Annotated in this window: 27 protein-coding genes; 7 read left to right on the plus strand and 20 right to left on the minus strand. The window is 53.0% G+C overall.

Features of this window, described 5'->3' with window-relative positions:
* Window positions 1-1,008 precede the first annotated feature (1,008 nt).
* A complete protein-coding gene (locus FJ146_12935; GenBank protein MBM4252870.1) occupies window positions 1,009-1,614 on the plus strand; it encodes a hypothetical protein in 606 nt (201 codons plus the stop codon).
* Window positions 1,615-1,627: 13 nt separating this feature from the next.
* Here FJ146_12935 and FJ146_12940 read toward each other — a convergent pair whose 3' ends face one another.
* The 4 genes from FJ146_12940 to hutG all read right to left on the minus strand — a co-directional run bounded on the left by FJ146_12940 (window position 1,628) and on the right by hutG (window position 5,565).
* Window positions 1,628-2,077: a hypothetical protein gene (locus tag FJ146_12940; GenBank protein ID MBM4252871.1), complete on the minus strand. Its 450-nt coding sequence runs from the start codon at window positions 2,075-2,077 to the stop codon at window positions 1,628-1,630.
* A gap of 175 nt (window positions 2,078-2,252) precedes the next feature.
* Window positions 2,253-2,726 (minus strand): hypothetical protein, encoded by a 474-nt coding sequence (locus tag FJ146_12945; protein MBM4252872.1) that lies wholly within the window; start codon window positions 2,724-2,726, stop codon window positions 2,253-2,255.
* Between the two features lie 154 nt (window positions 2,727-2,880).
* Window positions 2,881-4,554 (minus strand): urocanate hydratase, encoded by a 1,674-nt coding sequence (gene hutU, locus FJ146_12950; GenBank protein ID MBM4252873.1) that lies wholly within the window; start codon window positions 4,552-4,554, stop codon window positions 2,881-2,883.
* Window positions 4,555-4,578: 24 nt separating this feature from the next.
* Window positions 4,579-5,565 (minus strand): formimidoylglutamase, encoded by a 987-nt coding sequence (gene hutG, locus FJ146_12955; protein MBM4252874.1) that lies wholly within the window; start codon window positions 5,563-5,565, stop codon window positions 4,579-4,581.
* Between the two features lie 165 nt (window positions 5,566-5,730).
* On the opposite strand from hutG, the gene FJ146_12960 reads away from it, so the two are divergent.
* Entirely contained in the window at window positions 5,731-6,975 is a 1,245-nt protein-coding gene (locus FJ146_12960) for an imidazolonepropionase (GenBank protein ID MBM4252875.1), read from the plus strand.
* Here FJ146_12960 and FJ146_12965 read toward each other — a convergent pair.
* Complete coding sequence (locus FJ146_12965; GenBank protein ID MBM4252876.1) at window positions 6,921-8,435, minus strand: hypothetical protein; 1,515 nt, start codon at window positions 8,433-8,435, stop codon at window positions 6,921-6,923. The genes FJ146_12960 and FJ146_12965 overlap by 55 nt on opposite strands.
* A gap of 170 nt (window positions 8,436-8,605) precedes the next feature.
* On the opposite strand from FJ146_12965, the gene FJ146_12970 reads away from it, so the two are divergent.
* Window positions 8,606-9,592 (plus strand): alpha/beta hydrolase, encoded by a 987-nt coding sequence (locus tag FJ146_12970; protein MBM4252877.1) that lies wholly within the window; start codon window positions 8,606-8,608, stop codon window positions 9,590-9,592.
* A gap of 27 nt (window positions 9,593-9,619) precedes the next feature.
* On the opposite strand, the gene FJ146_12975 is transcribed toward FJ146_12970, so the two are convergent.
* The 4 genes from FJ146_12975 to FJ146_12990 form a co-directional block, all read right to left on the minus strand.
* On the minus strand, window positions 9,620-10,465 hold the full coding sequence (locus FJ146_12975) for an SDR family oxidoreductase (protein ID MBM4252878.1): 846 nt from the start codon (window positions 10,463-10,465) through the stop codon (window positions 9,620-9,622).
* 81 nt (window positions 10,466-10,546) lie between these two features.
* A complete protein-coding gene (locus FJ146_12980) occupies window positions 10,547-11,218 on the minus strand; it encodes a hypothetical protein (protein ID MBM4252879.1) in 672 nt (223 codons plus the stop codon).
* Window positions 11,178-11,372 carry a hypothetical protein gene (locus FJ146_12985; GenBank protein MBM4252880.1) on the minus strand — a complete coding sequence of 65 codons (195 nt, stop codon included), beginning with the start codon at window positions 11,370-11,372 and terminating at the stop codon, window positions 11,178-11,180. The genes FJ146_12980 and FJ146_12985 overlap by 41 nt, the downstream gene beginning before the upstream one ends.
* Before the next feature lie 63 nt (window positions 11,373-11,435).
* Window positions 11,436-12,683, minus strand: coding sequence for a KamA family radical SAM protein (locus FJ146_12990; protein ID MBM4252881.1), 1,248 nt, complete (start codon window positions 12,681-12,683; stop codon window positions 11,436-11,438).
* Between the two features lie 30 nt (window positions 12,684-12,713).
* Here FJ146_12990 and maf point away from each other — a divergent pair, with 30 nt between their 5' ends.
* Window positions 12,714-13,343 (plus strand): septum formation protein Maf, encoded by a 630-nt coding sequence (gene maf, locus FJ146_12995; protein MBM4252882.1) that lies wholly within the window; start codon window positions 12,714-12,716, stop codon window positions 13,341-13,343.
* Here the strand turns inward: maf and nth are convergent.
* The 3 genes from nth to FJ146_13010 all read right to left on the minus strand — a co-directional run bounded on the left by nth (window position 13,297) and on the right by FJ146_13010 (window position 14,892).
* Complete coding sequence (gene nth, locus FJ146_13000; GenBank protein ID MBM4252883.1) at window positions 13,297-13,935, minus strand: endonuclease III; 639 nt, start codon at window positions 13,933-13,935, stop codon at window positions 13,297-13,299. The genes maf and nth overlap by 47 nt on opposite strands.
* Before the next feature lie 64 nt (window positions 13,936-13,999).
* Window positions 14,000-14,290 carry a (2Fe-2S)-binding protein gene (locus FJ146_13005; protein MBM4252884.1) on the minus strand — a complete coding sequence of 97 codons (291 nt, stop codon included), beginning with the start codon at window positions 14,288-14,290 and terminating at the stop codon, window positions 14,000-14,002.
* Between the two features lie 77 nt (window positions 14,291-14,367).
* Window positions 14,368-14,892: a cupin gene (locus FJ146_13010; protein MBM4252885.1), complete on the minus strand. Its 525-nt coding sequence runs from the start codon at window positions 14,890-14,892 to the stop codon at window positions 14,368-14,370.
* Between the two features lie 384 nt (window positions 14,893-15,276).
* Between FJ146_13010 and FJ146_13015 the strand changes: the two genes are divergently transcribed.
* The gene (locus tag FJ146_13015) at window positions 15,277-16,629 is read left to right on the plus strand and encodes a leucyl aminopeptidase family protein (protein MBM4252886.1); all 1,353 of its coding nucleotides are present in this window, start codon (window positions 15,277-15,279) and stop codon (window positions 16,627-16,629) included.
* A 1-nt stretch (window position 16,630) separates the two neighbouring features.
* On the opposite strand, the gene FJ146_13020 is transcribed toward FJ146_13015, so the two are convergent.
* Together FJ146_13020 and FJ146_13025 are read right to left on the minus strand one after the other, a co-directional pair.
* A complete protein-coding gene (locus FJ146_13020; GenBank protein ID MBM4252887.1) occupies window positions 16,631-17,647 on the minus strand; it encodes a hypothetical protein in 1,017 nt (338 codons plus the stop codon).
* Complete coding sequence (locus tag FJ146_13025; GenBank protein MBM4252888.1) at window positions 17,556-18,815, minus strand: tRNA-dihydrouridine synthase family protein; 1,260 nt, start codon at window positions 18,813-18,815, stop codon at window positions 17,556-17,558. The genes FJ146_13020 and FJ146_13025 overlap by 92 nt, the downstream gene beginning before the upstream one ends.
* Before the next feature lie 195 nt (window positions 18,816-19,010).
* On the opposite strand from FJ146_13025, the gene FJ146_13030 reads away from it, so the two are divergent.
* Window positions 19,011-19,817, plus strand: a complete 807-nt coding sequence (locus FJ146_13030) for an ABC transporter permease (protein ID MBM4252889.1) — start codon at window positions 19,011-19,013, stop codon at window positions 19,815-19,817.
* An 8-nt stretch (window positions 19,818-19,825) separates the two neighbouring features.
* Here FJ146_13030 and FJ146_13035 read toward each other — a convergent pair whose 3' ends face one another.
* Window positions 19,826-20,902 carry a hypothetical protein gene (locus FJ146_13035; GenBank protein MBM4252890.1) on the minus strand — a complete coding sequence of 359 codons (1,077 nt, stop codon included), beginning with the start codon at window positions 20,900-20,902 and terminating at the stop codon, window positions 19,826-19,828.
* Between the two features lie 182 nt (window positions 20,903-21,084).
* Window positions 21,085-21,423, minus strand: coding sequence for a hypothetical protein (locus FJ146_13040; protein ID MBM4252891.1), 339 nt, complete (start codon window positions 21,421-21,423; stop codon window positions 21,085-21,087).
* 508 nt (window positions 21,424-21,931) lie between these two features.
* Here FJ146_13040 and FJ146_13045 point away from each other — a divergent pair.
* A complete protein-coding gene (locus FJ146_13045) occupies window positions 21,932-22,372 on the plus strand; it encodes a hypothetical protein (GenBank protein MBM4252892.1) in 441 nt (146 codons plus the stop codon).
* A gap of 28 nt (window positions 22,373-22,400) precedes the next feature.
* Here the strand turns inward: FJ146_13045 and FJ146_13050 are convergent, their stop codons facing one another.
* From FJ146_13050 to FJ146_13065, 4 genes are all read right to left on the minus strand, one after another.
* Window positions 22,401-22,961: a helix-turn-helix transcriptional regulator gene (locus FJ146_13050; GenBank protein ID MBM4252893.1), complete on the minus strand. Its 561-nt coding sequence runs from the start codon at window positions 22,959-22,961 to the stop codon at window positions 22,401-22,403.
* Window positions 22,962-23,090: 129 nt separating this feature from the next.
* Complete coding sequence (locus FJ146_13055; protein ID MBM4252894.1) at window positions 23,091-23,474, minus strand: hypothetical protein; 384 nt, start codon at window positions 23,472-23,474, stop codon at window positions 23,091-23,093.
* Between the two features lie 12 nt (window positions 23,475-23,486).
* Window positions 23,487-24,680, minus strand: a complete 1,194-nt coding sequence (locus FJ146_13060) for a hypothetical protein (protein MBM4252895.1) — start codon at window positions 24,678-24,680, stop codon at window positions 23,487-23,489.
* A gap of 62 nt (window positions 24,681-24,742) precedes the next feature.
* Complete coding sequence (locus FJ146_13065) at window positions 24,743-26,365, minus strand: sigma-54-dependent Fis family transcriptional regulator (GenBank protein ID MBM4252896.1); 1,623 nt, start codon at window positions 26,363-26,365, stop codon at window positions 24,743-24,745.
* Between the last annotated feature and the right edge of the window lie 2 nt (window positions 26,366-26,367).

Below are 26,367 nucleotides of genomic sequence, written 5' to 3' on the forward strand. Positions count from 1 at the left end.
ACTTTCGCTCACACTCTTTGGTTAATAAACAAGAATTTCAATACTTTTACCGGCGTGACGGTGCATTTGAGCATTTTGCTCAACCCTTGCGCGAGCCGTCGCTTGTGGCATTGGGTCAACGTTTACTCAAGATTCCCCATGTACGGACTCAGCCTATACCGGGGCAGGTTTGGCATTCGGAGATGTTTTCATACGGCCGTTATTTATTCACAGCACTGATAGAACCGGCGTGTAATGATACCAGCGCCCTCTGTCACCAGGATTGTTTGTCGTGGACTAGCCTGATGAAAGATCAGGGACGCTTAGCTTTACTCGGGCGGTTTCCGCAGTCGCGTTTGTTGGGGGAATCGCTCGCCACTTACCGTGAGTGGGAGCGCAGCTTGACTCAGTGCCTAGCGTCGGTGCCGTCAGAGCTTGTACCGATGTCAGAAGTTAAAAAAGTATTTTGGCGTGCGGATATCCCGAACGAAACGGGATCTCAGTGGCGTCTTATCGATGCAGCTCGGTCGATGAATCAAAAAATGTTCCGAGACTCTGAGATTAACGATCAGATTCTCACCAAGGCTCTTAATGATAAACTAGGCTATTACACCACCGAAGAGGAGGCTGATAATCTAGCGTTCTCATGGCTCTCCCTGGTAGGATTGCCTGTGTCGGCCGCCTTTGATCACTGGTGGGCATTTGCCGCTTATTTTGATCCCAATACTCTGGATTCGCCCCTTAACTTTGGCCTAGCGCGTTGCCGCCAACTGTACGATGCCAATCCGCGCTGGTCCGAACATGGTAGGCAGTTAAGAGTTCCTATTGGCAGTTTCAGCGATCCACATCACAGCACCTGTTATCGGATTTGGAATCTGGATCAGCGCCGTCGTGGGATCAGGACTGAGCTTGAGGAGGCACCGATGGCGTCCTTGGACTTTGAGCTTTTAAAGAAGATGGCGGCAGACGCCCTTTAACTCGTATTTTTTAATTTACAATGTTATCGGACTTAAAAGGGAGGCACTGACCATGCGTCGTTTTATCTTATCTACCGGATGCGCACTTTTACTCGCGGCTGCTTATAGCTGCGGCGATGCTTTAAAAACGGAGACCATCAGGACTGAGACGAGCGCGCTCAAAGGCGCCGCTGTCGGTGGTTTCAGCTGCGAAGATCAGGCGCGCTGGGGCAAGTGTGGCGCATCGTGGATGCACCCAGTTTGCGATTATGCCTGCGGTGGGGGCAGTACTTCTGTTGGTGGTTACACCTGTGAACAGCAGGCTAGCTGGGGCAAGTGTGGTGAATCGTGGATGCATCCGGTTTGTGACCACGTCTGTGGCGGCGGCGGACTGCGCATCGCCTATTATGTACAACTGGCAAACGGTCAAGTGGTACCAGTTTACGTGAATCCCCAAGGTGGCGTGCTCTACCCCGATCTTGGTGCCAATAACAGCCCTGTATACTACCCGCGTCCTTACGAAGATCGGCAATATACGACTGGCGGTCTTCTCTACCCAGACCTCGGAGCTCATAACGGCCCTTGGGGTGGCGGCTACGGCGGTGGGTACACCACTGGTGGACTGATCTATCCGGACCTTGGCGCACACAATGGTGGCGGTTACTACGGACGTTGGTGACCGGAACTGCCCATTAGGGCTGTTTGTGTTTTAAAGCGTAAGCGTAGCCTTGGCAGTCGTTTTGATTTTGATAAACGCCCAGGTTGCCATTGCGTACGACTTCGCCTTTGGCAACTGCATAGAGTACGTATGCTCTACCATTATATTCGCAGCTAAAATCCATCAATTGAGCGGCTTCTGGGCAGCTTAGATTGATGCTGATTCGTTTTTGGTCGATCACCATTCCCGTCTTCAAGTAGATGAAGTAGCTCGTTTGACCCTCCGCGCAGACCATGGAAGAATTGCCATCATAGTCGATAACCTGGGCCTTTAGTGGAGCCCAAGCACCGAATCTATTATTGAGTGGTGCACTGGCACCTTCGGGTATCTCTTCTTTTTCTGTAGGTCGGTTGCTTTTTTCAGACCCACACCCAGTGACAAGAATGGACATCGCTACAACGGTACTGGTCAGAAACAACTTCATGCTCATGGCTACTCCCTCATCGTCCAAAGTTATCTCTGAATGCTGCAAACGAGATGCCATTCAAGCAGCTGCCATGCAAAGCTTCAGCTTCAATGAGTTAGCTTGCACAGCCGTCTAATTTAACGACAGGGCTGTCAAAACTTTAGGCAGAGTGACACGATAGTGGCGCATGAAGTCAGAATTTAACTTCGATGTCTCGTTCGAAGCTCGTGACTTCTTTTTCATCGATGATCAATTTTGCTTTCACCAAGTACCTCGTGGGCTCGCCGTTTTTGACCGACAATGGCTTAACTAAGGATAGTTTAGGGCTCACGATTTTACTTTGGCCGGCTTCCAAGGCTACTGGGGTCTTTAGATAGCTAACGAGATGACCAGGTTCATGAGACGGGAATATCCAGACGAGGAGCTCACCCTTTACACCCGCGTCCGCTTTGTTTAGGGCTAGCACATCGATATCGAGATAGGTCACTTGGGTGGATGCGGGATACGTCTTGATCGTCATTTCATCAGTTGCTAGCTCAACTTGTGGCGTTGGCTTAGTCATAGAAGCAAGTTTGGCTCCCGAGGCCGAATGACCGCAGGCACCAGTGATGAGGACGTTGGCGACTAGGAGATAGCTTAGTCTGGGCAGGGACTTGAGCAGCTTCATGACAGCGATCCTTTTTAAAACAAAAAATGATTGAGCAGCGGCCCGATGGCGTGACGCGGCAAGTATCAGTGCAGTGGCTGAGCAAGATTCGGGCCAGGTGGCGCAGCCAGCGCTGCTGCCACGAGATGGAGAGTCTAATCAACGATGTCGCTACCTAGTCCAGCATGGGCATCTTCATGCCCTTCTCCCTAGCGCAATCCTTAGCTATCTGATATCCGGCGTCGGCATGACGCATGACCCCAGTAGCTGGATCGTTTGTGAGCACGCGCTCCAGACGCCGCTTGGCGCTGTCCGTGCCGTCGGCGACAATGACGACACCAGAATGTTGGGAGTAGCCCATACCGACGCCTCCACCGTGATGTAGGCTCACCCAGGTAGCTCCGCTGGCGCAGTTAAGTAGCGCATTGAGGATAGGCCAGTCGGAGACGGCGTCCGAGCCGTCGAGCATGGCTTCAGTCTCGCGGTTGGGACTCGCTACGGAGCCTGAATCCAAATGGTCGCGGCCGATCACGATCGGTGCTTTCAGTTCCCCGCGGCGCACCATCTCATTAAACGCCAGTCCAAGCCTAGCTCTGTCACCTAAACCAACCCAGCAAATGCGCGCCGGCAGACCTTGAAACTGAATGCGCTCCTTTGCCATATCGAGCCATCGATGGAGATGGGTGTCGTTTGGCAGTAACTCCTTGACCTTGGCGTCGGTGCGGTAAATATCCTGAGGGTCACCCGACAGCGCTGCCCAGCGGAACGGGCCAATGCCACGGCAAAAAAGTGGACGCACATAGGCCGGAACAAAACCGGGGAAGTCAAAGGCGTTGCTAACACCTACATCCTTGGCCATTTGCCTAATGTTGTTGCCGTAGTCAAAGACGGCAATCCCACGTTTTTGGAATTCAAGCATGGCTTTAACCTGGACCGCCATCGAGGCCTTAGCATCCCGCACCACTTGATCCGGATTTGAGCGCCGCAAGTCAGCAGCCTGTTCGAGCGTGTATCCCTGAGGCAAATAGCCGTTGAGTGGATCGTGGGCACTCGTTTGGTCGGTGACCATGTCGGGTTTTATGTTGCGCCGCACCATCTCTGCGTAAACGTCGGCCGCGTTACCAAGTAGTCCCACGGAGACGGCCTGGCCCTGCTTGTGGTGATGGTCAATCATGGCAAGCGCCTCATCAATAGATTTGGCACCTAGATCTAAGTAGCGCGTCTCCAGGCGCCGCTGGATACGATGTGGGTCACATTCGACAGCAAGCATCGATGCTCCGGCCATGGTCGCCGCCAATGGCTGAGCTCCACCCATGCCACCGAGCCCACCGGTGAGAATCCATTTGCCGCGGAGATTGCCGCCAAAATGCTGACGACCTGCCTCGACGAAAGTTTCGTAAGTACCCTGCACGATCCCTTGGGACCCGATGTAGATCCAGGAGCCTGCCGTCATCTGCCCATACATCATGAGCCCTTTGGCATCTAACTCATGAAAGTGCGACCACGTGGCCCAATGTGGCACCAAATTGGAATTTGCGATTAAGACCCGTGGAGCGTCCTGGTGCGTCTTAAAAACACCAACAGGTTTACCCGATTGAATGAGTAGTGTCTCGTCCTCCTCCAGCTGCGTCAACGTGGCCACAATCTTGTCGTAACACTGCCAATTGCGAGCGGCGCGACCGATGCCGCCGTAGACGACGAGATCACTCGGAATCTCGGCGACATCGGGATCAAGATTATTCATGAGCATGCGTAGCGGTGCCTCGGTGAGCCACGATTTTGCCGTGAGCTTCGTGCCGTGAGCAGCCTTGATTTTGCGACTCGGATCATGACGACTGGTATGGGACATGGCGATACCTCAGATGGCTTCGTTTTAAGCATCAACAAATTTGTGATGATGAAATATTTCAAACAGTAGCTGGGCTGCTAAGCGTTCGGTCTTTTGATCCTGGTCTAGGAGCGGACAGAGCTCAGCAAGATCGTAACTCCTAAAATTGCCGCTCCCTGCCCAAAGGCGGATCCAAGGGAGCACGGTCGTGGGATTGAGACCGGTGGGTTGTGGGGCGCTGACTCCGGGAGCTACTGCGACAGAAAAGGCATCTAGGCAAATCGTTAGATAATTAACTTCATGTTTAGATCCAATTTGGCTCAAGATGTGAGCTGCGACTGAATCGATTGTCGGTTCAATTTGCTGCGCTGTCACGACCTCGACCTGATGGTGGCGTGCCGTCTCAAAGAGCATTTTGGTATTGCCACTCGGTTGCGCTCCGATACACGCGTAGTTGAAGGCGATACCTAACCTTTTACATAAGTCGGCCGCTTGCAAAAATGGTGTACCCGAAGATGCGAGCTTTTGCTCGATCAGTGGGCGCATATCGAGATGGGCATCGATATTGACCGTAGCAATGACCTGACCTGGGAAGGATTTGGTTAGGCCCAGAAAATGACCGTAGGCCAGCTCATGACCGCCACCCACAAGTAGAGGCGTCAGCCCCTGCTCGTGCAGCTGCCCGATGGCCCCAGCAAGCGTCTGTTGCGCCGCCTCAAGATTGCCGTCGTTACAGGTGATATCGCCAGCATCATATAGGGCGACTCCCTCCCGGTGCACGGGTAAGCGTGCAAAGGCACGCCGTGCGGCCGGGGGGCCACCCACAGCGCCTGGGCGTCCACGATTTCTTTTCACCCCCTCGTCGCAGGCGAAACCTATGAGGGCAAATCCAGGGCGCTTAATTTGCCCGGGCTGTACAAGGGATAGGTCAAGTGCTTGCGCGATTTGAAACATGGCCGAACCGCTCGGGGCATCTGGTCTGCCCTGCCACAGCGTCATATCAGGTTTTAGGTAGCGGTCGATGACAGTCACGACGCCGAATCCCCGCAGCAGAGGTGTTTGGAGGTATTTAGCCTCCTATTTTGTTGCAGGGTGCTCGACTTGGCAAGATCGAAGTATGTCTAGGTCCCGATAGCACAGGCTGTGGTAGGCTAGGCAGAGAAGATGCGATCGGCTCAGAGGGTGGGGACTACGCACATGGCTCAGAGGCTTTGGGATAAAGTTTGGATCAATGCCACCGTTGCCACAGCCAATGGTGGCTACGGTATCATCGAAAGCGGAGCTATCGCTGCCAAAGACGGTAGGATCGCCTGGCTAGGTCCCTTGACGGAAATTCCGACCTCACCAGCCGCTGGCGCCAGCACGGTGATCGATTGCCGAGGCGGTTGCATCACGCCGGGGCTAATCGACTGCCATACTCACGTGGTTTACGCTGGTGACAGACTCCGGGAATTTGAGCAACGCCTCAAGGGAGCGACCTACCAGGAGATAGCCGAGGCGGGTGGTGGCATCAAGGCAACCGTTCAGGCAACGCGGGCAGCCAGTGAGGACGATCTGCTGGCTGCAAGTCGGGAGCGCGTCAAAGCCATGATGGCATCCGGCACCACGACGCTTGAGGTCAAATCAGGCTATGGTCTTGATATCGAGAACGAACTGAAAATGCTGCGCGTCGCCCAGCGTCTCGAAGCCGATCTCGGTGTGACGATAAAGCGCACTTATCTTGGTGCGCACACCATCCCGGTGGAGTTTAAGGAGAGGCCTGACGACTATGTCGATCTCATCTGTCGGGATATGATTCCTAAAGTAGCGCAGCTAGGCTTGGCGGATGCTGTAGACGTCTACTGTGAGACCATCGCGTTTAGCCTGGCGCAGACCGAGCGCATCTTTAATGCAGCACTAGCTTGTGGGCTCTCGCTTAAGTGCCATGCAGAGCAGCTTTCAGACCTCGGTGCCTCGGCCCTCGCCGCGAGGCTTGATGCCTTATCGGTCGATCACTTGGAGTACCTGCCGGCCAAAGTGGTCGCCAAGCTGGCCGAGGGGCCCACGGTGCCTGTGCTGCTTCCCGGTTCGTTCTACTTTCTGCGTGAGACAAAAATCCCGCCGGTAGCTAGTATGCGCGCGCACAAAGTGGCCGTCGCCATCGCTACCGATTGTAATCCGGGGACTTCCCCCCTGCTCTCGCTCCCGCTTGCTATGAACATGGCCTGCACGCTCTTTAAACTTACGCCCGAGGAGGCCTTTCTAGGCGTCACTAAACACGCTGCCAAGGCCTTGGGGATAGAAAAAGAGCGCGGTACGCTTGAGATCGGTAAGCGTGCCGACATGGCGGTCTGGAACCTAACGCATCCGGCCGCTCTGTCCTACCAAATCGGCCATGCACCGTTACTTCAATTGGTCAAAGATGGTAAGTGTCTTTTGTCTAACGGACTCGCAGGCGGCTGATTTGTCGCAGGATCGACTGCTGTGCTTAATTTGGCAGCGTCAGACTGACCAATGTCCAGCATCATGGAATCTGAGAGTTGAGACACGTAATCAGCTAGGATCGTCCGCACGTCGTGTGCCGAGAGCGCTAGTGGGTCATAGTGAAAGGTGAGCGTCATAGCATCATGATACGTTACAACGCCAATCGCAAGGTTGGTATCAATCTTCACGGGTGGTAGTAACTCAAGACGCTTCAGCACTAAATGATCGATGACAACCTGGCCGTCACTGTTGTTTGGCAGGAGATGACGCCGAAAGCTAGGTCCAAGATTGCTTAGTACAACCGTGGCGGCGCATTTCCAATAGCCGGGACGCTTCAAGGCTAGGGTCAGGAGTCCCGGCACAAATGTCAGCAGCTTGGGGACGAAGGCGATGGCGAGTGCCAAACGATGCGATTTGATGCGCTTTGTCTCGGTCGTAATGCTGGTCATCAATTCATGCGGCTGCCTCAACTCAGCGTCCGTGCGGTCCAGGGCATACATCCCCATGTAGTTAGCGATTGGCAGATGATCATCATGCGGGGTGCGCATATTCACAGGCATACAGAGGCGGATGGTACGTCTTTTGCTGCCAGACTTGTTAAATTTAGCGAGGCTGAGAAACAGGTCGCGCAATAAAAGATCGTTGAGCGTGCCATGAAAAGCCCGTGCACAACGTTTGAGTGCTGCTGTAGATTCAGGACTAAACGTATAATTGATACTCGTCGGTGATTTTTTTTGCCGGTAATCCAACGCGGTCGGCGAGTCTTGCCGCCGTCGCGCCAAGGGTCTTGGGATGACAGCGTAGTAGGTAAACGTAGTCCTTAGGTCTATGGGTAGCCTTTTGACGATTTGCCAAAAGCTCAGATCAAAGTATCCACGTCTGGTAAACCGCCGCACTGCATGTGGCGGTAGCGCCTCATCTGCGACGGTCCTTTGCCAGACTGCCGCCCCGTTGGCATAGGCCTCAAATAACTTCTCAAGAAATCTGAGACCTCCAGTGCCGTCGGTGACTGCATGATGGAGTTGTAAATACCACTCGCTTGACTCATTATCTTCGCGGACGAAAAGTCTAAGCCCTGGTTCTTTACTTAGGTCGAATCCGAGTTGTCCAGGCCGAGGGAAGTTAAGCGGCGTACCTTTGGGTGCTACATCCAGAAACACTTCGGTGTCGGCATCTTCACGCCATCTTAAAAGAAATCTAAATTTAAAAAAGTTAGTGTATAGGCGCGAGCGCAATAGCGGTTGTTGACTTGCCGTATATTGTAGAGACCGTTTTAATCGTTCCCTGTCAACGCGGCCGGTAAATGTCGCCTTCAGCCAAAACACCATCGGATGACGCTGCGTGTCATCGGCGAGCATATAATGTTCGAAGCCAACAACGGGCCAAAGGCGCCTACGCACGGCGCCGGAAGTAAAAGCCATCGGGTCCTCATGGTGCATCCAAAGCGAAGCGGTGAAGCTACAGAGAGTACCTGCAAGTGGGTAGTCTTTTTTGCCTAAAATAGGTGGTTTTTCGCGGAAAAAATTGCCCTTTGCTCGCCTACTGATAGCATTTCGACTAAAATAGGAACTTGAGATTTCCTATTTAGACACATCGCAATCAGATCACCATGGCCTACCAACTTAAAGAGTACGCGACACGTCAGGACCTAGACCCAAGCCTTGCGGTCTTAGTGCGCCTATTAAATGTGTTGCCGTCTTTTGAACACTTGTCGCCAAGTATACAAAGATTTTTGTTTACAATAATGGCTAAGATAGGTAGCCCAAAAATCACCACGACAATAAATAAAGAATCATTTGTTATAAATCGGCGGCATAATCTCGTAATACAAACCTGGGGAACACCAGGTTTAAGTCCTGAGCGTCCAGCTTTACTTTATCTCCACGGTGGCGGCTGGGTCATTGGACGTGCTTCTTGTTTTGATGCTTTTTTTTCCAGACTCGCATCTAAACTGTCGTTAAAGATTTATGCACTGAATTATAGAAGAGCACCTGAGCATCCGTTTCCGGCTGCTATCGATGATGCTGTAGAGGCGTGGCAATGGCTTACGGCAAGATGCCGCAGCGATGGCCAGCTACATAGGCAGGGTTTGATGGTAGGTGGTGACAGTGCAGGCGGCAATCTCGCTGCTGTGCTTTCGATCAAGACGCGCGACGAGAATTTGCGCCTGCCAGACGCCCAAATACTCATTTACCCCGTGACTTCGGCACTTGATACTTGGTCATCTTTTCAACGCTACGACCAAGGATTCCTCCTCACGGCTAGCATGATGAGGGAGTTTGTTAGACACTATGCGCAGTCCCATTCTCTGAAGGATGGGCGACTGAGCCCTCTAGAGCACTCAAATCTTACGGGTTTGCCGCCGACGCTGATGGCGCTGGTGGGCTGTGACATCTTGCTGGATGAAGGCTTAGCTTTTGCTACGCGCCTAAGGCAGGCTGGTACTTCCGTAGAGATAGCCATTTATCCGCAGGTCATGCATGCATTCCTAAACTTTCTGCGATTCGATGCAGCCAGCCTGGCGGCAGACGATCTTATCGAACTGATCGACAAACTGATGAGCCAGTTGCCTGACCAAAAGAGTACCGCGGCTTAAGACTGATCGCCGCCGATGGGCCGAGGCCTAGGCCTTGAGGAACGGTGCGCAGAGCTGTTCGGTGATGGTCCAAAGTTTAGTTGCCAGCTCACTGTCCGTAGCGATGTGAGACGGCTTCTTGGCCTCACAGCTGGCAAAGTAGTCGCCATTTATTCCAGATACATCGGTTGAAGTGGCTAGGTAAACACTGGTCTGAGCACCCCTGTCTTCGTTAATGGCAAAGATTTTTTGACTGAGCTTAAGTAAAACTGCTAGGGCACCCTGATTGTTATGCCCGAACTTAGACGCCACAAATCCTGGGTGCAGACAGTTAACGGTGATGGAGCCACCGGCAAGCTTTTTGGCCAATTCTTTGGTAAATAAAATATTGCAAAGTTTGGAACGGCAATAGGCTTCCCACCCGCTGTAGTGACGCTCCCCTTGCAAATTTTCAAAGTCGAGTTTAGCGCCGCGATGTGCCTCACTCGATACCGAAATGATGCGGCCCCGAGGAGATTTACGCACCAAGGGAAGTAAGTGATGCGTCAAGACGAAGTAACCCAGATGATTTAGGGCAAAAGTGCGCTCAAAACCCTCCGGTGTTTTTTCGTACATCTGAAAGTAGGCGCCAGCATTATTGATAAGCACATCGAGCTGCGGGATCTGGTTCTGTGCGTCAAGCGCGAGACGACGAACTTCAGGTGGACTAGATAGGTCGGCCACCAATCCGTGATAGGTGGCAGCCGGGCGCAAACTCTGAAGCTCGCGCACAGTTTCTGTGGTCTTGGCGGCGTTGCGGCCCACGACCCAGATTGTGGTGTCCGGCCGACCAAGTTCCCTTGCAGTAACCTTACCAATGCCGTCGGTCGCCCCGGTGATCAGAATGTGTTTCATGGCGGTCCCTGGGTCTTATAAATGAACGATGGATGTTATTATATTGACCGACGCGGGGATCGACAAGCGGGCACCTGCGATTTACTGTGGCCGCCGTCCCACAAACAGGGTGTGCCAACTACCCTTCATGCCGTGTGATTTGGTTCTGGTAACGTTAACCTCAAAACCAATCCGGCCTAGCCTTTTAGCAAAAATCGGTGACGCCGCTGCAGACCAAAAGACCACAGTGCCGCCAGGCGCTAGGGCACTTTGAATCTGGTGGAGTCCCACTTCGCTATAAATGTCGTCGTTGTCTTTAGTGCATAAGCCAGCTGGTCCGTTATCGACGTCGAGCATGATGGCATCGTAGCTCCCCCTGGCGGTAGCTATGATCTCCATGACGTCGCGCTGGATGATGCGTACGCGCGGATCCTGCATAACGTCCGCCGCCAGCGGTAGGTCCGGGTTCTTGTTCCAAGCAATCACCGCTGGCATCAGCTCGGCTACAGTGACGACCGCCGTTTTTGGCGCCAGACGCAGCGTAGCGCGCACGGTAAAACCGAAGCCGAGACCACCTATGAGAATTTTCGGTTTCTTTTTGCCCACCAACTGCTCGCAGGCGATCTCTGCCATGCGCTCTTCGCTGCTAGACTGTCGTGTAGACATGAGCTCCAGGCCGCCGACCCGTATGGAGTAGGCGCCATCGTGCTCATAAAGAGCCATGGCGGTTCCGTCAGGAGTTTTTGCTTCGTCGATGAGGTTCCACTTTTTCACAAGCCTGCTCCGGGGGCGTCGCACCCTTGATAAAACCGTAGGGGCAATGGCGGCAGCCGTTTTTACAGCAATGACCACGCGCCAAGAGATAGTGGGCGGTCAGTACCATAAGGCCGTCTTCGTTCCAGTAAAAATCGACACCTTCTCGCAGCATGCGACCTCGTCATTCCGCCGTTTCCAGTTAGAATCTGTCATATCGGCCGGTTATATCAGAAGGTCAAGGACGTAGCGAGGCCTTCTCGCGCCAAATCTGGCCCCTTACATCCTCGAGTAGAAGGTCTTCACCGTCGCGACCTAATACGTGATTGGGTAGCATCGGCACCTTGCCCGAAGGGGTATCGACAATATAGGTCGGAATCCCCATACCTGTAATATTGCCACGCAGAGATTTCATCAACTTGAGGCCGTCATCGATCGGTACGCGCAAGTGCTCGGTGCCTTCAACCAAATGGGGATGAAACAGGTAGTAGGGCCGCACGCGGGCTTTGAGCAGTCCTCTTAACAAGGGCATCATGCGGTCCCTCGTGTCGTTGATGCCTTTAAGGAGTACCGACTGATTACCGACCGGAATGCCGGCATCAACTAGGTTACGGACAGCCTGGACGGCTTCGAGTGTCAGTTCTTCCGCGCAGTTGAAGTGCGTGTTTACCCAAACTGGATGAAATTTAGCAATCATTTTCGCCAGTTTAGCTGTGACTCGGTAGGGGAGGGTTACCGGGGTGCGTGTACCAAAGCGAATAATCTCAACGTGCGGTATGGCGCGCAGACGCTCGAGCAGGTTCTCGAGAGCGCTATCACTAGCGATGAAGGGATCGCCACCGGTCACGAGCACATCCCGGATCGCTGGATTGCTGGCGATGTAGGCGATGCCGTTGTCAATGATGCGACGGTTAAAGTGGAGTCCGTCCTCTTCGTCGCGACGCTTACGAAAACAGTAGCGGCAGTAAACCGGGCAAAGTTGAGCGACGCAGAAGGCCACGCGGTCTGGATAAACCTGCACTACCTCCTTGACCGGCGAGTGAGGGACTTCGTCCAAGGGATCCATGACTCCATGGCGCACATCGATCTCTTCGCTCCGTGGCAGAGCCTGCAGGCGCACAGGGCAAGGGACATCGGGGTCTGGGTTCATGAGCCCCATGTAGTAGGGGGTGATACCGGCGACGAAGGCGTCTTTGAGCAGGTGGAAGCCATCTCGTTCCGTCGCGGCGAGCGGTAAGACACTGGCCGCGCTAGTACCGTCCCCAATCTGGCGGCGCATATGCCAGCGCCAGTTTAGCACGGTCTCAGCTGGTACCTGGAACTGCCTAGCAATGCGGCTCGTGACCGAATCGGGATCTGCTACGAATCGTTTAAACTCGTCGGGCAGGAAATCGCTATCAGGTTCGGGCCCGGACGCTGCGGGCTGACAGGAGCGCACTTCTGGGGTATCACTAGGAGATCTCACGGTTCCTCCGCGGCAAATCAGCCCGGCCTTAGTCTCAGAAGAGGCATCTGCATGGCAAGTGTAAAAAAGCTCATCCTAGCCTCCCAGTCACCATTTAGGCGAGCGCTCCTCAGCGCCGCTGGACTGGAGTTCGAGGCCGCAGCGGCACCCATTGACGAATACACCATTCATGGTGACACCCCCGGTGTGCAGGCTAGCCGCCGTGCCGAGGCTAAGGCCATGGCCGTTGCAGCCATGCATCCCGATGCCATGGTGGTCGGCGCCGATCAGGTGCTTAGTTTTGAGGACTTAACCTTTGACAAGGCGCCCGATGTAGCCACGGCCAGAGAGCGGCTCCAAGCCCTAGCGGGACGTACGCACTATCTGCATTCAGCCTTTGCTCTCGCCTACGGCAACCGTGGTGACACGCCAGTGATCGTCCACAGCGAAAGAGTCGACGTCGGCATGACCATGCGTCCTCTGTCCGACTATGAGATCGAGGCCTATCTGGCCACGGGCGAATGGCGCGGCAGCGTCGGCTGCTACCAGTACGAAAATAAGGGTGTCCACCTATTCAGTAGCGTCAACGGCGACCAATCAGCGATCATCGGATTGCCGCTTCTACCGCTTCTGGCCAAGCTGCGCCAGGTTGGTATCAATGCTTTGCTGCAGTCCTCGCCGCCTTGGACACTGAAGCCTTAAAACTCGGGCAAATATCGGCTAAGTAGCACTGATCGCAAGCTGGTCGCAGAGCCTTGCAAGTGTATCGACCCAGCAGGATGAACCAGTGATGGGCCCGAGGCAGATACTTGCGGTCGATTTGGGCCATCAGCTTTGTCTCGCAAGCCTCCGGCGTCTTCTCGTTGTGGAGCCCAAGGCGCCTTGTGACGCGAAATACATGAGTATCGACCGCAAGTGTAGGTGCGCCGAAAAGCTCCGCCAATATTACATTGGCAGTCTTGCGCCCAACACCCGGCAGGGCCTCCAGGGCCGCCCGCTCTCCGGGTACTTTACCAGCGTGCTTTTCAATAATATCAGTGGCTAGCGCCACAGCCCTTTTAGCCTTGGTGGGGGCTAGGCCGATGCGCCGAATAAGCTTGAGCATGCCATCGGCTCCAAGTCTGACGACATCATCAGGGCCAAGGCCAGCGTCGTAAGCCTCGCGCACGGCTGCGTTCACCGCTTTATCGGTCGTTTGGGCCGACAACATGACGGAAAGCAGCAATTGGAAGTTGCTGGTGTAGTATAACTCGCAGCGAGGATCAGGATTGTGTGCCTCAAAACGCGCAAACATCTCGACAAGAGGGATGCGGCGGCGCTTTTTCGCGGGTGCTGACGACTCAGGCGTCGCCTTCGTTTTAGTCCGAGACTTCAACTTTAACGTCGCCAAAGACTACACACTGGCAGGCAAGCCGCTCATTGGGCTCGGCCGCCATCGTCTCAAGAAAGTCGCGCTCGTCATCCTTCATCGGGCTGATGTTGTCAGCCCCTTCAAGGACGCGCACCATGCAGGCACCGCAAGCACCGTCGCGGCAGCCAAAAAGAATAGAGGTATCGTGGTCTTCACACATGTCAATCATGGCGTAGCCCGACGGAACGTCGATGGTCTTATTGTCGGTCGTTATCGTAACTTTAGGCATGCTGTACATCGTCCTCTTGTGGACATAGGGCAAACTGGAGGGACCCTGATTGCGAACCCTATATCTATCGCCTCCACCTGATGTGGTCAAGTGCCGGCCGCGTATTTAGCGTCTATACCGGAGTTTGTATAATGAGGCACCCACCCTGCGGCGTCGACAAAGAGGCGGATCGCCTTGAAGCTGGGATTAGCACCGATATCGGCCCAGTGCTTCATGTGAGCCGGTATGCCGAGGAGGTCGCCCCGCTCGCAGAGTACCGAGAAAACCTCGCCTTCCGTGTGAAACCAAAAGAGCGACTGCCCGTCGACAAAAAAACGCACCTCATCCTCAACATGCGTGTGCTCGCCCAGAAACTTGGCGCGCAACTGCGCCACGTTAGGGGTGCCACTGTGGACGCTGATCACATCAGCCACCACGTAACCGGCACGCTCCATGAACGGCTTAAGTTTGGATCCGTATGCCTCAAGGATCACCTCCTCCGGTGCATCGTCCGCAAAGTAGACTGGAGCCTCCCACCTCTCGTGACAAATACCGCGCCCTTGCAAGTAGCTAGTGACCGCAGTCTGGTCGCTAAGTCTCTGTCCTGAAACGGGAATATGTAGTACGGCCATAACCTTAGTCCACTCGGGTTTGGGTGAGCTCGAAAACGCATCTTAGATGTGGAGGCTTAGGTTTGACAATAGTTGTCAAAATATGCTGATTTTGAAAGCCTCTGATAAGATTATGACACACTACCAAATCGACAAAAATGGATGGGACTTCCTATGCCAGTCAAATCTTCGCGTACCAGTCGCAGCCCCGATAAGTCATGGCAGCTAAAGGCATTCGACCTTAGTCTCGCTGGATGGATCGGTGGGTCAAGCGATGCTAAAGCCGCATCTAAGACCGCATCCAAGGCAGAAAAGGCGCTGAGCGGCCGGGTTGTTGTCGCCGGGCAAGCGGCTTCGACCAGTATGACATTAAAGCACCTTGGCCTTAAGTTGCCGCCTTGGCAGATGGAACGCGTTGGTCGTAAGCGGGGTGAGATCGTTCACTTGCCGACAGATGACGGGCCCTTATGGTTGGTGCAGCTTGAGGCAAGAACGGTAGCTCATGCACATCACGATCTGTTCAAAGTCAGCGAGTACGGGGTTGCTAGAGATTTAGCGGCGCAAGTGGTCTCTCCATTACTGGAGCAGACCATCAGTGAGGTTAAAGTTGAGTTCGTTGCCGCCACTGATGATGAGCAATGTGGCGCCCTGGTGGGCCTCGAGCTAGGTGCCTACCGCTACCGACTGATTCGTCAGCCGCGAGGGACAGCCGAACTTCCGCGGATCTCGGTACAAGGGGTAAAAACGGAGACTCTTGAGGCTGCGCAGCACCTCGGTAATTCTCTAAATTTTGCCCGGCATTTAGTTAACGTTCCTGCGGCAGAACTCAACCCCAAATCGTATGCAGATTTACTAGAAGAGATTTTTGCCGCGTCACAGTCCATGCAGGTTGATGTGTGGGGCGCTGCACGTCTGAAAAAGGAGCGGATGGGTCTACTTCTTGGCGTAGGGCAGGCCGCAACAGAGGGGCCAGCTTTAGTTCACTTGAAGTATCGCCCTAAAGGCGTCAAGAAGAGCGTCCGACCGATCGCTTTCGTCGGCAAGGGGATCACATTTGACACCGGTGGCCTTGATATCAAGGTTAGCTCTGGCATGCGTCTCATGAAAAAGGACATGGGCGGTTCGGCATCTTTGGCTGGTCTAGCACTTTGGCTGGAGCGCTCGCAGTTACCGGTGCCCTGTGACATATATCTGGCGCTTGCCGAAAATGCGGTTGATCAGACCTCGGTCCGTCCCGGTGATGTCCTGCTATCGAGGAGTGGCCTCACTGTTGAGATCGACAACACTGATGCCGAGGGGCGTTTAGTTTTAGCAGATGCGATTGATGTGGCCGTAAAGGCGCAGGGTGATGATAAGCCGGAGCTTTTGATTAATTTAGCGACGCTTACTGGCGCCATGCGCATTGCGCTCGGCACTAGAGTGGCCGGCATGTTTGCCAATAACGACGCGTTGGCAGAATCTCTCCTTAAGGCAGCCAAACGTGCAGCAGATCCAACTTGGCGCATGCCGCTTTTTGGTGACTATTTTAGTGCTCTCAAAACCCCTGTGGCCGACATGGCTAATTCCGGTCACAGCCGCTTCGGTGGTCCTATCGTCGCCGCCCTATTTCTCCAGCGCTTTATCGGTGATGTGCCTTGGGCTCATTTTGATATGTATGCCTGGAGCGAAGGCAATACCGGTGGGTGCATCGAGGCCGGAGGGACAGGGCAGTGTCTGCAGCTGTTAACGGAGTTCTTGAGAAGCCGCGTTCAGGCGTAATCTAAAGGATGCCTATCGTGACTCGGGACCTATGGCTCTCAGATGGCGCAAGCCATCTGAGCCCCGCACCATTGTTGAGAGCATCGGGTAGTCCCATCCAGGGTTCGACACAATGAAATTCCTGGCCGCTCTGGGTCCAAAGCACTAAGTAGCGATAGGATGGGTCCCAACCAAGGGCTATCGCATAACCACTAGCTGGAAACTCAACCAGTGCTTGATCACTTTTAAGATCGCCAAGTATGAGGTTACTGAGATGCGCCTGATGGAGAACTTGATGATCAGGCAAAGATGAGCCTGGAAAAGCAGTAGGTTTGCCGGCGCCACCTATGGCGGTGACTGGAAGCTGTATCTGTGCTGAAGTTTGTAACCTTGCCGTTGCATCTACCGATCCTTGCCATTTAGGTAGATAAAAATAGGGATGCCACCCTAAGGCCATAGGCATGCGTGGTGCCAAGGGAGAGTGTGCCCCAAGACAGGATACTTCTGTATCAATGAGCAAACTTGTATCGTTTAGCGTGTATTTTACTTTTAAATCAAAATCGAACGGAAATAATTGCCGCGAGGCATCGCTCGTATGGAGCGATAGCACGGCGGTACGGTCGTCAGCGGCGACAACCCGCCATTTGTGAGCGTAGGCAAATCCATGCAGTGGCATTTGCCAAATCTTGCCTGCCAGCTCATATTGAAAAGGAGTGAGCCCATGGAAGACTCGCCCAGCGAATGGAAACATAAGGGGCATGCCACCAGCGGGCCAGCCGCTTTCCCTGAGATCGAATTGGTGCGAGAGCCAAAGCACATCGCGGGACATGCCATCGGCGCTTTTGAGTGCTAGGGATGATAACAACCCACCACGCTCCGGCAAGAGCGTTGCTCTGCTGCCACCTGCAGTTTGCAATTCCAGCTTCACTGCCTTTAAGCCCTCAACGTCATAGCGGGGCTTGCGGTACCCCTGCGCTAGGTGATTCCCCCACTTTAACCTTTTTCTCGCCGTTGTACACCCAGTCGAGGTCGGGATTATGTTTTAACTCTAGATCGGCCGGATCATCCATCAGGCTATAGCAGTGTTCTAAGGCCTGAATAAATTCTTCTATGTTTGCTGCGCGCAAGGGCAGTGGAGCAAAAAATGGCGTTGGTAGACTAGACCTAAGGTAGTTCCATACCAATTTGACCCTGCCTAGAGTGGCCCGCGATACTTCCCGTAGGTGTTCCGGATAGCCTGAATGGCCAGGCCAAAGTTTAGTTGCCAATACGCCGTAGAGTTTTGCCCAACGATCGTAATCCATGCCGCAGCTGACAGTAAAACACCCATCCTTGCACAACGCGTAGACCGCCGCGGGGTCTGTAGCCATTAGCTCGTGCAATAGGGCTTGCACCATGAGGCTAATTTTTAGTGTCTGAAAGGGAAGCCGCTCGCTGCGCGATTGACGCAGCTCCGAGAAAATCCACGGGTTGCGCAGGGCACCACGTCCAATGATGACCCTGCTTACTGATGGGGCCATGGCGAGGCGTTCCCGGAGGCTCTTGAGGTCCGTAATGTCACCGGATGCGACGACCGGTGCCACTGCTCTTTGTGCAGCCCGCTCAATCAAGTCCCAGTCGGCTTGTCCTGTGTAGCGGCTTGGTCTCGTGCGTCCGTGAACCGTCAGTCGGGCTAAAGGCAACTGGCGTAGAGGCTCGATCAGCGCATTAAACTCACTAGCGCTTTGAAATCCGGTGCGCATCTTGATGGCAAATCGGGTAGGTCCCAACTCCCCGCTAATCCGCGAGGCCATCGCGCCAAATTCATCGGGGTCTCTGAGGAGGCTACTGCCTGCACCTTTGCCCACGCACTTAGGTGAAGGACATCCACAGTTGAGTTCGACGAAATCACAATGTTCTAGTAGTGCTGGCGCCACGCGGAGAAAGTCGTCGGTTTCGGCCGCCATGAGCTGGGGTACCAGACGGTAGGGTAAATACGATCGTAGCTCGTCTAATTCAGGAGCGAATTCGCGTGGTAGTTCCCTTTGTGGATAGGTCGCAGTCACTCGAAGAAAAGGCGTAGCCATGACTTGCGGCGCCGCGACTAGATGGAACCATAGGCGCATGGCTAGGTTGGTGACGCCTTCCATCGGAGCTAGGCCTATGAATCCCTCGGCGAATCCATTCCTGAATTCTTGTTTTGACGCAGTTTGCTTGTGATTGATCATAGAGTCTTCGAGTCATAAGGAAACTCCGTCCCTAGCACAAAGTTTAAGTCGATGCCTCTGATATTGTGTGTTGACGATAACAATCTAAAAACATTGAATAAATCAATCGGCTTTTGAACTCGAAGCTAGCCAAGTCTAGAGGCTTAGGTCCGCCTCGGTTAAACTTAGCTAGACTGATGAGTTGTTGCCGCTTGGATGTTGGGGGGTGCTGCGTTGATATCCGAAGCTATGAATAGATTATGGGATGACTTTTTCGTGCGGCCCATCAGTGAATTCGGACGATTCACGACGTTTTTTCTTGAGGGTGTGAAGCGCTGCATGGTGCCGATGATAGATAGGCGTCTCTTGCTCCGGCAAATGGAGTTTGTCGGTAATCGCAGTCTTGGGATTGTCGTCATAGCTGGTACTCTGGTGGGGGTTATTTTTGGCCTCATCCTCGGCAACATCTTTCGGCGCTTTGGTACGGAGTCCTTGCTAGGGGCTGCCACGGGTATTTCTCTCACTAAGGAAGTGGCGCCAGTCTTTTGTGGTTTTCTGGTAACTGCTCGGGCGGGATCTGCAATGGCAGCCGAAATTGGCACGATGCGCGTGAATGAGCAAATCGATGCCATGAGAATCATGTCTGTGAATCCCTACAGCTACCTAGTCGCTCCCCGGATACTAGCAGCCAGCCTGGTCATGCCACTACTTAACTGTGTTTTTGTTCTGGTCGGTAGTGTCGCTGCTTACGGTGTGGCTGTCGCATTTTATGATGTCGATACTGGGGTATTTATTGAGAAGATGCGCTGGTTGGTGCGTCCCGCCTATCTAACACAGGGGATGCAGAAGTCGGCCGTGTTTGGTTTGCTCATCGCATCGATTGGATGTTTTCGCGGTTTTTATGCTGGTGGCGGTGCCAAAGGAGTTGGAAAAGCCACGACGGAAGCGGTTGTGGCCTCCCTCGTGGCTATATTGATCGCGGATTTTTTCGTGAGCTATCTTCAGTTCGACAAGTTTCTGTGAGTACCTTTTTAGGTACCAGTCACTTCGAACTGACGATGGAGTAGGCTCAGACCCTTGAGGTTCCTAACATCGATAATCAGATCAACAAAGGTCCCATCTGTTTTGTTGGGTTTGAACTCCAACACCTTGGGCACGCCTAAGCTGCGTACTTTAAATTTTTCGGCATGAGGAGTTGAGTCTATAATCTCTACCCGACCGTCACGATGCAGGTAGCGTGCCGTAGCATGGATACTACCTAGGGCAGGAACGGCGCGGTCATTGCGTAGACGGAACGATATCCGCATACCCTGCTGTCTATGGAGACTGTATTTAAACTCCGTGAGTTTTAACCCGGCGCCTTCGTCATCTTCTTCAACGACATCAGTATCCAGTTTCCGCTCAGTGGAGTCAGCTGCAGCGGTATTAACTGGTGTCGGTTTAGTTGCATTGGGTAACATATTGACCGGTTTTGCTCCACTAGCCGCCACAGGCAGTGGCTGCACTGGTGGACCCATCTCTTCTTTGTCCTTTTGACCGAGTACATCCACCATTTCGCTGAGCTTTTCAACCGCAGCCAGCGGCTTAGCAGTCAGCGTTGCCGTGCTAGCGCCGGAATCGGCTGCAGCGACCTGTTGGTTTTTAACGTTAGCTTTAGCGGCTGCGGCTGTTAGTTGGCTAGAGCGGCGCTCGGCGGCAGTCTGGGCGGGCATGACCATTTTGTGTTTAGGAACCGTCACGAAATAAATAGCCCAAGCGACACTGGCGATGAGGATAAAGGGGGCGGCAGAGAGAGCGGTCTTACGATAATTCGGCGTCGGCTTTTGCTGCTCGCGAGGTGATTCGGGAGTGCCGAGACCTTTATTGATCTGTTCAAGCTCGCGGGCCACTATCACAACACCGTTAGGTGGCACCGCCTTACTGTGACCGAGAGCTGCGGCTAACTTGCTCGGTGGTAACGTGGCAAAGATCTGGTTAGCGCGCTTGATGGGCATAACCGAGAGTAACACGGCCACATTGGTTGCCGAGGTTGCTGCCGCATACGCAGCTAGCCGGTCATCCGACATAGCCAGTATCGTGGCTAGTGCTTCCTTCTGTAGATGTTCCATGATGCCGTCTCCTGCGTCTTAGCCCTTGACCACTCGGTGGGTCGCTTCGGCTATGCAGATGCTAAAAGGTGGGGATTCTTTTAGTGTAACATGCACAGCTAGAAACCTACTGATAATGGTCCTCCCGCGCCTGGGCTTGGTTAACTATAAATAAAACGTGTAAATGAATTAGATTTAGATCATTAGCGGCTTTGCTGGTCAGTGTCTTCGGCTTCTTCGGGTAGTTCGCTGAGGTCATTTTGTTCGGCGTCGACGAGCTGGGTTAGTTGATCGCGCATAGCGGTGAGCTCGGTTAATAGCTGCTTGCGTTGCCCCTCAAATTTGGCCATTTCGCTTCGAACCGTGGAGAGGTGGATATCGTTGTCAGACAGCTCCTCCATCTTCGAGCGCATCAGTTCTTCAAAGAGCACGACTTCGCCAAATTTCTGGCTCGGCCTCGAGTTCATGATATTTCGCAATGCCAACGTTAGCGGAAGCGCGCAGCTGATCGCAGCTAGCGTCGCTTTTTGCCAAGTTGTCATGCGCAAACTCATGAAATCATAACTCCAGAATGATCCACTCTCCTGGGTACAACTACGGAGGTTTACCCCGAAGTTGCGTCGTACGTGAGAGCGCGCACGAACACCATAATTAAAATCCTAAGCATTCAATTGGGTGATTCGTCACGACCGCGCCAATACTTGAGTGTCCTACCCAAAGTGTCATGTTGGTCGGGCGACAAAAAGGCGTCGCTTTGGCCAATCTGGCCGGGTCATTAGGGTGTCGCGAGAATTGCCTAAATTTTTGTCAGTTGGGTATTTTTTCTTGCTGTGAGCACCATAGCTAGGTGCTGAAATTAAAGGAGGAATTTTTTTCCTATGCGATTTCGTTGCATGTTACGAGGTGGTCGAATCAATTTTCTTAGTCCATTTGACAGGGTGATGGCGCGGACATCTGGCGCAAGTCACTCTGTCGCAATTGACAGTGGCTCGCATGTGGTTATTTTACTGCTTCTTGTCGTTTTAAACTGTTTGGTGGGAGCAAATTTCGGTGGAACAGAATGTGACTGAATTAGTGACTGGCGTGAGTGGAAGATCTTTTGTGAATGTGGGACTGAGAGACGGTCCCTGGTCAAAACGTCAGTTAAAAATTGCGGGAACTAATGTTTATTTCGCGGATCAGGTATTAGACTTGAGTGATTTTCATCTTACTCTGCGTCTTTTTCGTCTCTACGCGATAGCAAAGGGTGGACGCTGTTCCCTTCGTGAAATTCTAGCTTTTGTGTACCGCATGCAACCCACGCAAACAAATTCGGCGCGATTTCATAAGTCAGCGAGGGTAAGAGCAGTGAAATTACTTTCGCGTGCCCGTCTACTAGCGATGAAATACTTTGACGACGAGCTTGATTGGTTCTGCTACGACTATAAAACGCGTACTTGGGCTCTCTATCGAGGCTGTGACGCGGCCTCTGTGCGGCAGCTCCATTCGTAGTTTTTTGGGGGGCAGGGAGTACCCGAGGTCAGTGACTCCCTGGTGTCAGATTTGTTTGAAAGGAGCTAAGAGCCGCTTTTTTAAATTTGTTAAGCTGGCGCTGCGAAAGTGGCGTTTTTACATCGGCAGCAACTACTTTTCGGCTGGTTTGCACGGATCTAATTTTTGCCCTAAAGGCTGCCGGTCGTGCCCCAATTTGGTCAACAAACCGTTTTGAAAAGTGTGCTTGATTACTGAACCCGCAAACGGATGCGACGTGACGGAGTTCTAAATCTGGTTTGTGGGTTATGACAGTCTTTGCCAAGTGTACGCGGTAGTTCCAAATCCACTGCATGGGAGTCAGACTACAGGTTGATTTGAACAGACGGTTTAAGCTTACTTTTGCCAGCCCTGTGGAGTCAGCCAGTTCCTCCAGCGAAATCGAGCGATCGTGATTGCGGATCAGGTATCCGACAGCTCGTTTGAAGTCCCTGGAGTTGAGTTTTACGGGGCGTGGCATAAGGAGTGTTCTCCCTCCGCCCAATATCACTGCAACGCCTGTGCCGTGCATAAAAATACAGCAATGAAATATTAAATCTAATAGTTTCATTCTGTTGTAGATCGGATCGCGGACGACGAAGGCTGGAAATAGGCCACGTGGATAAATTATGGGACGTTTAGTGGTGAAAAAAAGGACACCCTGAAGGTGTCCGTCCGTAAACTCAAACAATTTAGTTTGTTAGTGCTTCGGCGTTTGTCCGCGGACAAATTTGTGGCATTGGACGCATTCGAGAGAGACACGTACGTAACCTACCGTAATTCCCTCGAGATTATGGGCCTTAGCCTGATCTTTGACGTATGCCGCTGCAGTTTGAAAACTCTTCGAGTAAAACTGGAAGTCTGGTGAATCGCGTTTACTCCAAGTCGTGGCCTTACTAAGGTCGTGAAGCATCCCGGCAAAATGCTCAAGCTTGCTGTAGTCTTCGGTGGCAAGTGCATCGAGAAGACCATGAGCGGCGGTGAGCTTGTCCCGCATTAAAACTTTGACGTTGCTGTCAGCGGCCTGGGCTATTGGGGCCATTGCTGATAGGGCTGTGATGACAATTCCAAATGCAGATTGCATTTCTGGCCTCCTTTAGGTTTTTTGCTGTGACTTAGCGTTGTCGATTAATTTCCTCAGCTCGGCGAGCAGTGCCTTAACATCAGGCGGGATATGAGTGCCGCTGGAGCCGCTAAACCCAACGGTATAACTCTCCTCAAGGAGCGCGTAGGCCTTTTCAGCAAAAGGCGCTGCGGGAGCCATACGGATAGCCGTCTCAAAATCAAACTCCTCCCTGGAGATCCAATAAGAGTGAGATAGCAGCGATTCCGTGATTCCGAGTAAGTAGTAGGCTTCGGCGACATCGGGCGTTGCCTCTGGGTGATCGTGGACGTAACGATTGAGGATAGCTGCTGCGGTGATGTAATGAACTGTGCCATTACGGTCGCGCGGAAATTCCATCATTTCCCGGCCTTGAGACAGCACTCTATGAGCGGTTGCTACATCGGTTTTGGCGAGTGCTTTTTCGTTCTCGAGTTGCTGAATGGCATCAAGCCAATGGCTCATTTGACTTTTGACGTGCCCCGGTAGGTCAGGTCTTGCTAGGATTTTGTCTATCAGTTTTTTGGGGCGATCGAGGTCGCCTTTGGCATTAGTGGCGATTTTTAGGTAATCGGTAAACGAGCCGAGCAAACCAATGCTATTGAGTGGCACGTTGCCGCTGGCAAAATAGTCTTCATAGGTCTTCATTGCATCATCGAACTGTCGACTCACTACGTAGAAATGAGCCTTCTCGAGGGGATGCAGGCGGTCAATTTTAAGTGCGGCGAAGAAACCAGTAGCAGGTGGAACTTTGTGCGTTTCGGGTAGGCTCTCATGACAGGCAATGCAATTTTCAGTCATATTGTGTATGGCGAATTTTGCCTCTTCGAAATCGCCACGCTCGAAGCGGCGATATGCATGACGCGCATCGTTACGGAGCGATTTGGCGATGTAGTCAAAGGCCTTATCTTTGCGCCGTGCGTGGTCTTCGAGGTGGGTTGCGCTATCCATGAGTTGTTTCAAATCTTTGCTGATCGCAGCTCTGTTTTTTGCCGATTCAAAGCTAGAATCATCAAAACTTAGCGGCAAAACACGAGATAAAGGAGCGATAATTTGTTGCATGATGCTCTGTGTCGGTGCGTCCTCTTTCGCCTTGGTGCCTGGAGCTGCGTAGCTCATTTGCCAAGTAGGCAAAAAACTTAAGGTTAAACCAACGACTCTACATACTTTGCATAGTGAAAAAGCCATGCGTATCCCTCCATGGAATCAACAATTCGCTACATACCCAAAATTCTCGCGTGCGATTGGGGTCAGGCCAGGGCGCCGTGGTGCGGTGCCAGCAAGCCATGCTTTTCCATTCGGTAGCGCAAAGTATGACGGGTAATCCCTAACAATTGTGCCGCTCGGGTTTGATTGTGTCTAGCCTGGTCTAAAGCTTGCGTCAAAAGGCTCTTTTCAAGATCATCCAAATTTACACCCGAGGCTGGTAACCGAAAGTTGCTGGTGACTGGTTCTGGGGCTTGCGTGCTAGGCAATCGATCACAGGTCATGGTTGTTTGGCGATCAGCGTTCGTCGGGTGTGCCATGGCTCCGGCGCGGATCGGCATAGGTAACTGCCGCTCATTGGTTGGTGCGAGTACCGGACTAGGCATTGGCAATTGCCGCGCTTGCGGTTCAAGGTCGCTGCTCAGCGGTGGCGCGCTAAGAGACTCGGGTACGGTATCTATGCGTAGATGGCGGGGCTCAAGTAATTGAGGTTCATAAAATACCAGCGCGCGTTCGAGCACATTCTTCAATTCACGCACATTGCCCGGCCAATCGTGTTGCATTAGCACAGCTAAAGCCTCCCGACTCACGTCAGGCCTATGAAGTTCCAGGTCCGAACTTAGTTTTGTCAGAAAGAAGGCGACTAAGTGAGGGAGGTCGTCGATACGTTCTCGCAGTGCCGGTACGTAAACTGGCAAAGCGCTGAGGCGGTAATAGAGGTCGGCTCTAAAGCGCTTTTCGGCCACCTCCTCAAGTAGATTGCGGTGGGTTGCAGCGATAATACGTCCGGTAAATTCAATATCTTTAATACTACCGAGGCGTTTAAACCGTCGATATTCGATCGCCCGGAGTAGCTTGGCTTGGAGTTTCAACGGCATATCGCCAATCTCGTCAAGAAAAATGCTGCCGTTTCGGGCTATCTCAAAAAGTCCTAGCTTGCGTTCTCGGGCATCGGTAAAGGCGCCTTTTTCGTAACCGAATAGCTCGCTTTCGAGAAGCGTTTCAGGTATCGATGCGCAGTTGATCTCGACAAAGGGGTGGCCTGCCCGATCACCCCACTCGTGGATGGCCCGTGCGGCTAGCTCCTTGCCGCTGCCGCTTTCGCCGAGAATAAGTGCAGTCTGAGCTTTGCTTTTGGCGATTCTAGCGAGCTCGCTATGGAGTTGCCGCATGGCGACGGTGTCGCCGATGATTTTAACTTCACTGCAGCCGGCTTCGCGGCCTTGCAGACGGCTGACTTTTTGGCGCAATTTAGCAATTTCGGTGGCGCGGCCGACGGCAGCTAGAAGATCTTTCATATCGAACGGTTTTTGCAAATAGTCACAGGCGCCAAGGCGTAGCGCCGTGATGGCCGAATCGATGGCGCCGTGGGCGGTAATTAAGATTACCGGCATGTCGGGGTGTTCTATTCTCCATTTCTTCAACAATTCTAATCCATTACCATCTGGCAGGCGTAGGTCGGTGACAGCTACGTCCGGGGTGAATTGGTGGAAACGCTCAATGGCCTCCCGGACGCTACCGGCTCGCATGGTTTCGGCGCCAAGTCCGCGAAGCTCGGTGTCTATGCTCCACGCGAGAATGTCTTCATCATCGACGATAAGTATTTTGGTATCTTTGAGGTTGATGGTGTGGCCGGGATTTTTGGTAGATGCGGTTTGGATAGTCATAA

The organism is Deltaproteobacteria bacterium, assembly GCA_016874735.1.
Lineage (GTDB): Bacteria > Bdellovibrionota_B > Oligoflexia > Oligoflexales > CAIYRB01 > CAIYRB01.

Coding starts and splice junctions, on each gene's coding strand:
- FJ146_13060 (MBM4252895.1), bottom strand. CDS start 24,680: ATGGCTTTTTCACTATGCAAAGTATGTAGAGTCGTTGGTTTAACCTTA.
- FJ146_12975 (MBM4252878.1), bottom strand. CDS start 10,465: ATGAAACACATTCTGATCACCGGGGCGACCGACGGCATTGGTAAGGTT.
- FJ146_12935 (MBM4252870.1), top strand. CDS start 1,009: ATGCGTCGTTTTATCTTATCTACCGGATGCGCACTTTTACTCGCGGCT.
- FJ146_13025 (MBM4252888.1), bottom strand. CDS start 18,815: ATGATCAATCACAAGCAAACTGCGTCAAAACAAGAATTCAGGAATGGA.
- FJ146_13055 (MBM4252894.1), bottom strand. CDS start 23,474: ATGCAATCTGCATTTGGAATTGTCATCACAGCCCTATCAGCAATGGCC.
- FJ146_13040 (MBM4252891.1), bottom strand. CDS start 21,423: ATGACAACTTGGCAAAAAGCGACGCTAGCTGCGATCAGCTGCGCGCTT.
- FJ146_13050 (MBM4252893.1), bottom strand. CDS start 22,961: ATGAAACTATTAGATTTAATATTTCATTGCTGTATTTTTATGCACGGC.
- FJ146_12960 (MBM4252875.1), top strand. CDS start 5,731: ATGGCTCAGAGGCTTTGGGATAAAGTTTGGATCAATGCCACCGTTGCC.
- FJ146_13030 (MBM4252889.1), top strand. CDS start 19,011: ATGTTGGGGGGTGCTGCGTTGATATCCGAAGCTATGAATAGATTATGG.
- FJ146_12965 (MBM4252876.1), bottom strand. CDS start 8,435: ATGCACCATGAGGACCCGATGGCTTTTACTTCCGGCGCCGTGCGTAGG.
- FJ146_12940 (MBM4252871.1), bottom strand. CDS start 2,077: ATGAAGTTGTTTCTGACCAGTACCGTTGTAGCGATGTCCATTCTTGTC.
- FJ146_12945 (MBM4252872.1), bottom strand. CDS start 2,726: ATGAAGCTGCTCAAGTCCCTGCCCAGACTAAGCTATCTCCTAGTCGCC.
- nth (MBM4252883.1), bottom strand. CDS start 13,935: ATGTTTGCGCGTTTTGAGGCACACAATCCTGATCCTCGCTGCGAGTTA.
- maf (MBM4252882.1), top strand. CDS start 12,714: ATGGCAAGTGTAAAAAAGCTCATCCTAGCCTCCCAGTCACCATTTAGG.
- FJ146_12985 (MBM4252880.1), bottom strand. CDS start 11,372: ATGCTGCGAGAAGGTGTCGATTTTTACTGGAACGAAGACGGCCTTATG.
- FJ146_13005 (MBM4252884.1), bottom strand. CDS start 14,290: ATGTACAGCATGCCTAAAGTTACGATAACGACCGACAATAAGACCATC.
- FJ146_13010 (MBM4252885.1), bottom strand. CDS start 14,892: ATGGCCGTACTACATATTCCCGTTTCAGGACAGAGACTTAGCGACCAG.
- FJ146_13065 (MBM4252896.1), bottom strand. CDS start 26,365: ATGACTATCCAAACCGCATCTACCAAAAATCCCGGCCACACCATCAAC.
- FJ146_12970 (MBM4252877.1), top strand. CDS start 8,606: ATGGCCTACCAACTTAAAGAGTACGCGACACGTCAGGACCTAGACCCA.
- FJ146_13035 (MBM4252890.1), bottom strand. CDS start 20,902: ATGGAACATCTACAGAAGGAAGCACTAGCCACGATACTGGCTATGTCG.
- hutU (MBM4252873.1), bottom strand. CDS start 4,554: ATGTCCCATACCAGTCGTCATGATCCGAGTCGCAAAATCAAGGCTGCT.
- FJ146_13015 (MBM4252886.1), top strand. CDS start 15,277: ATGGAACGCGTTGGTCGTAAGCGGGGTGAGATCGTTCACTTGCCGACA.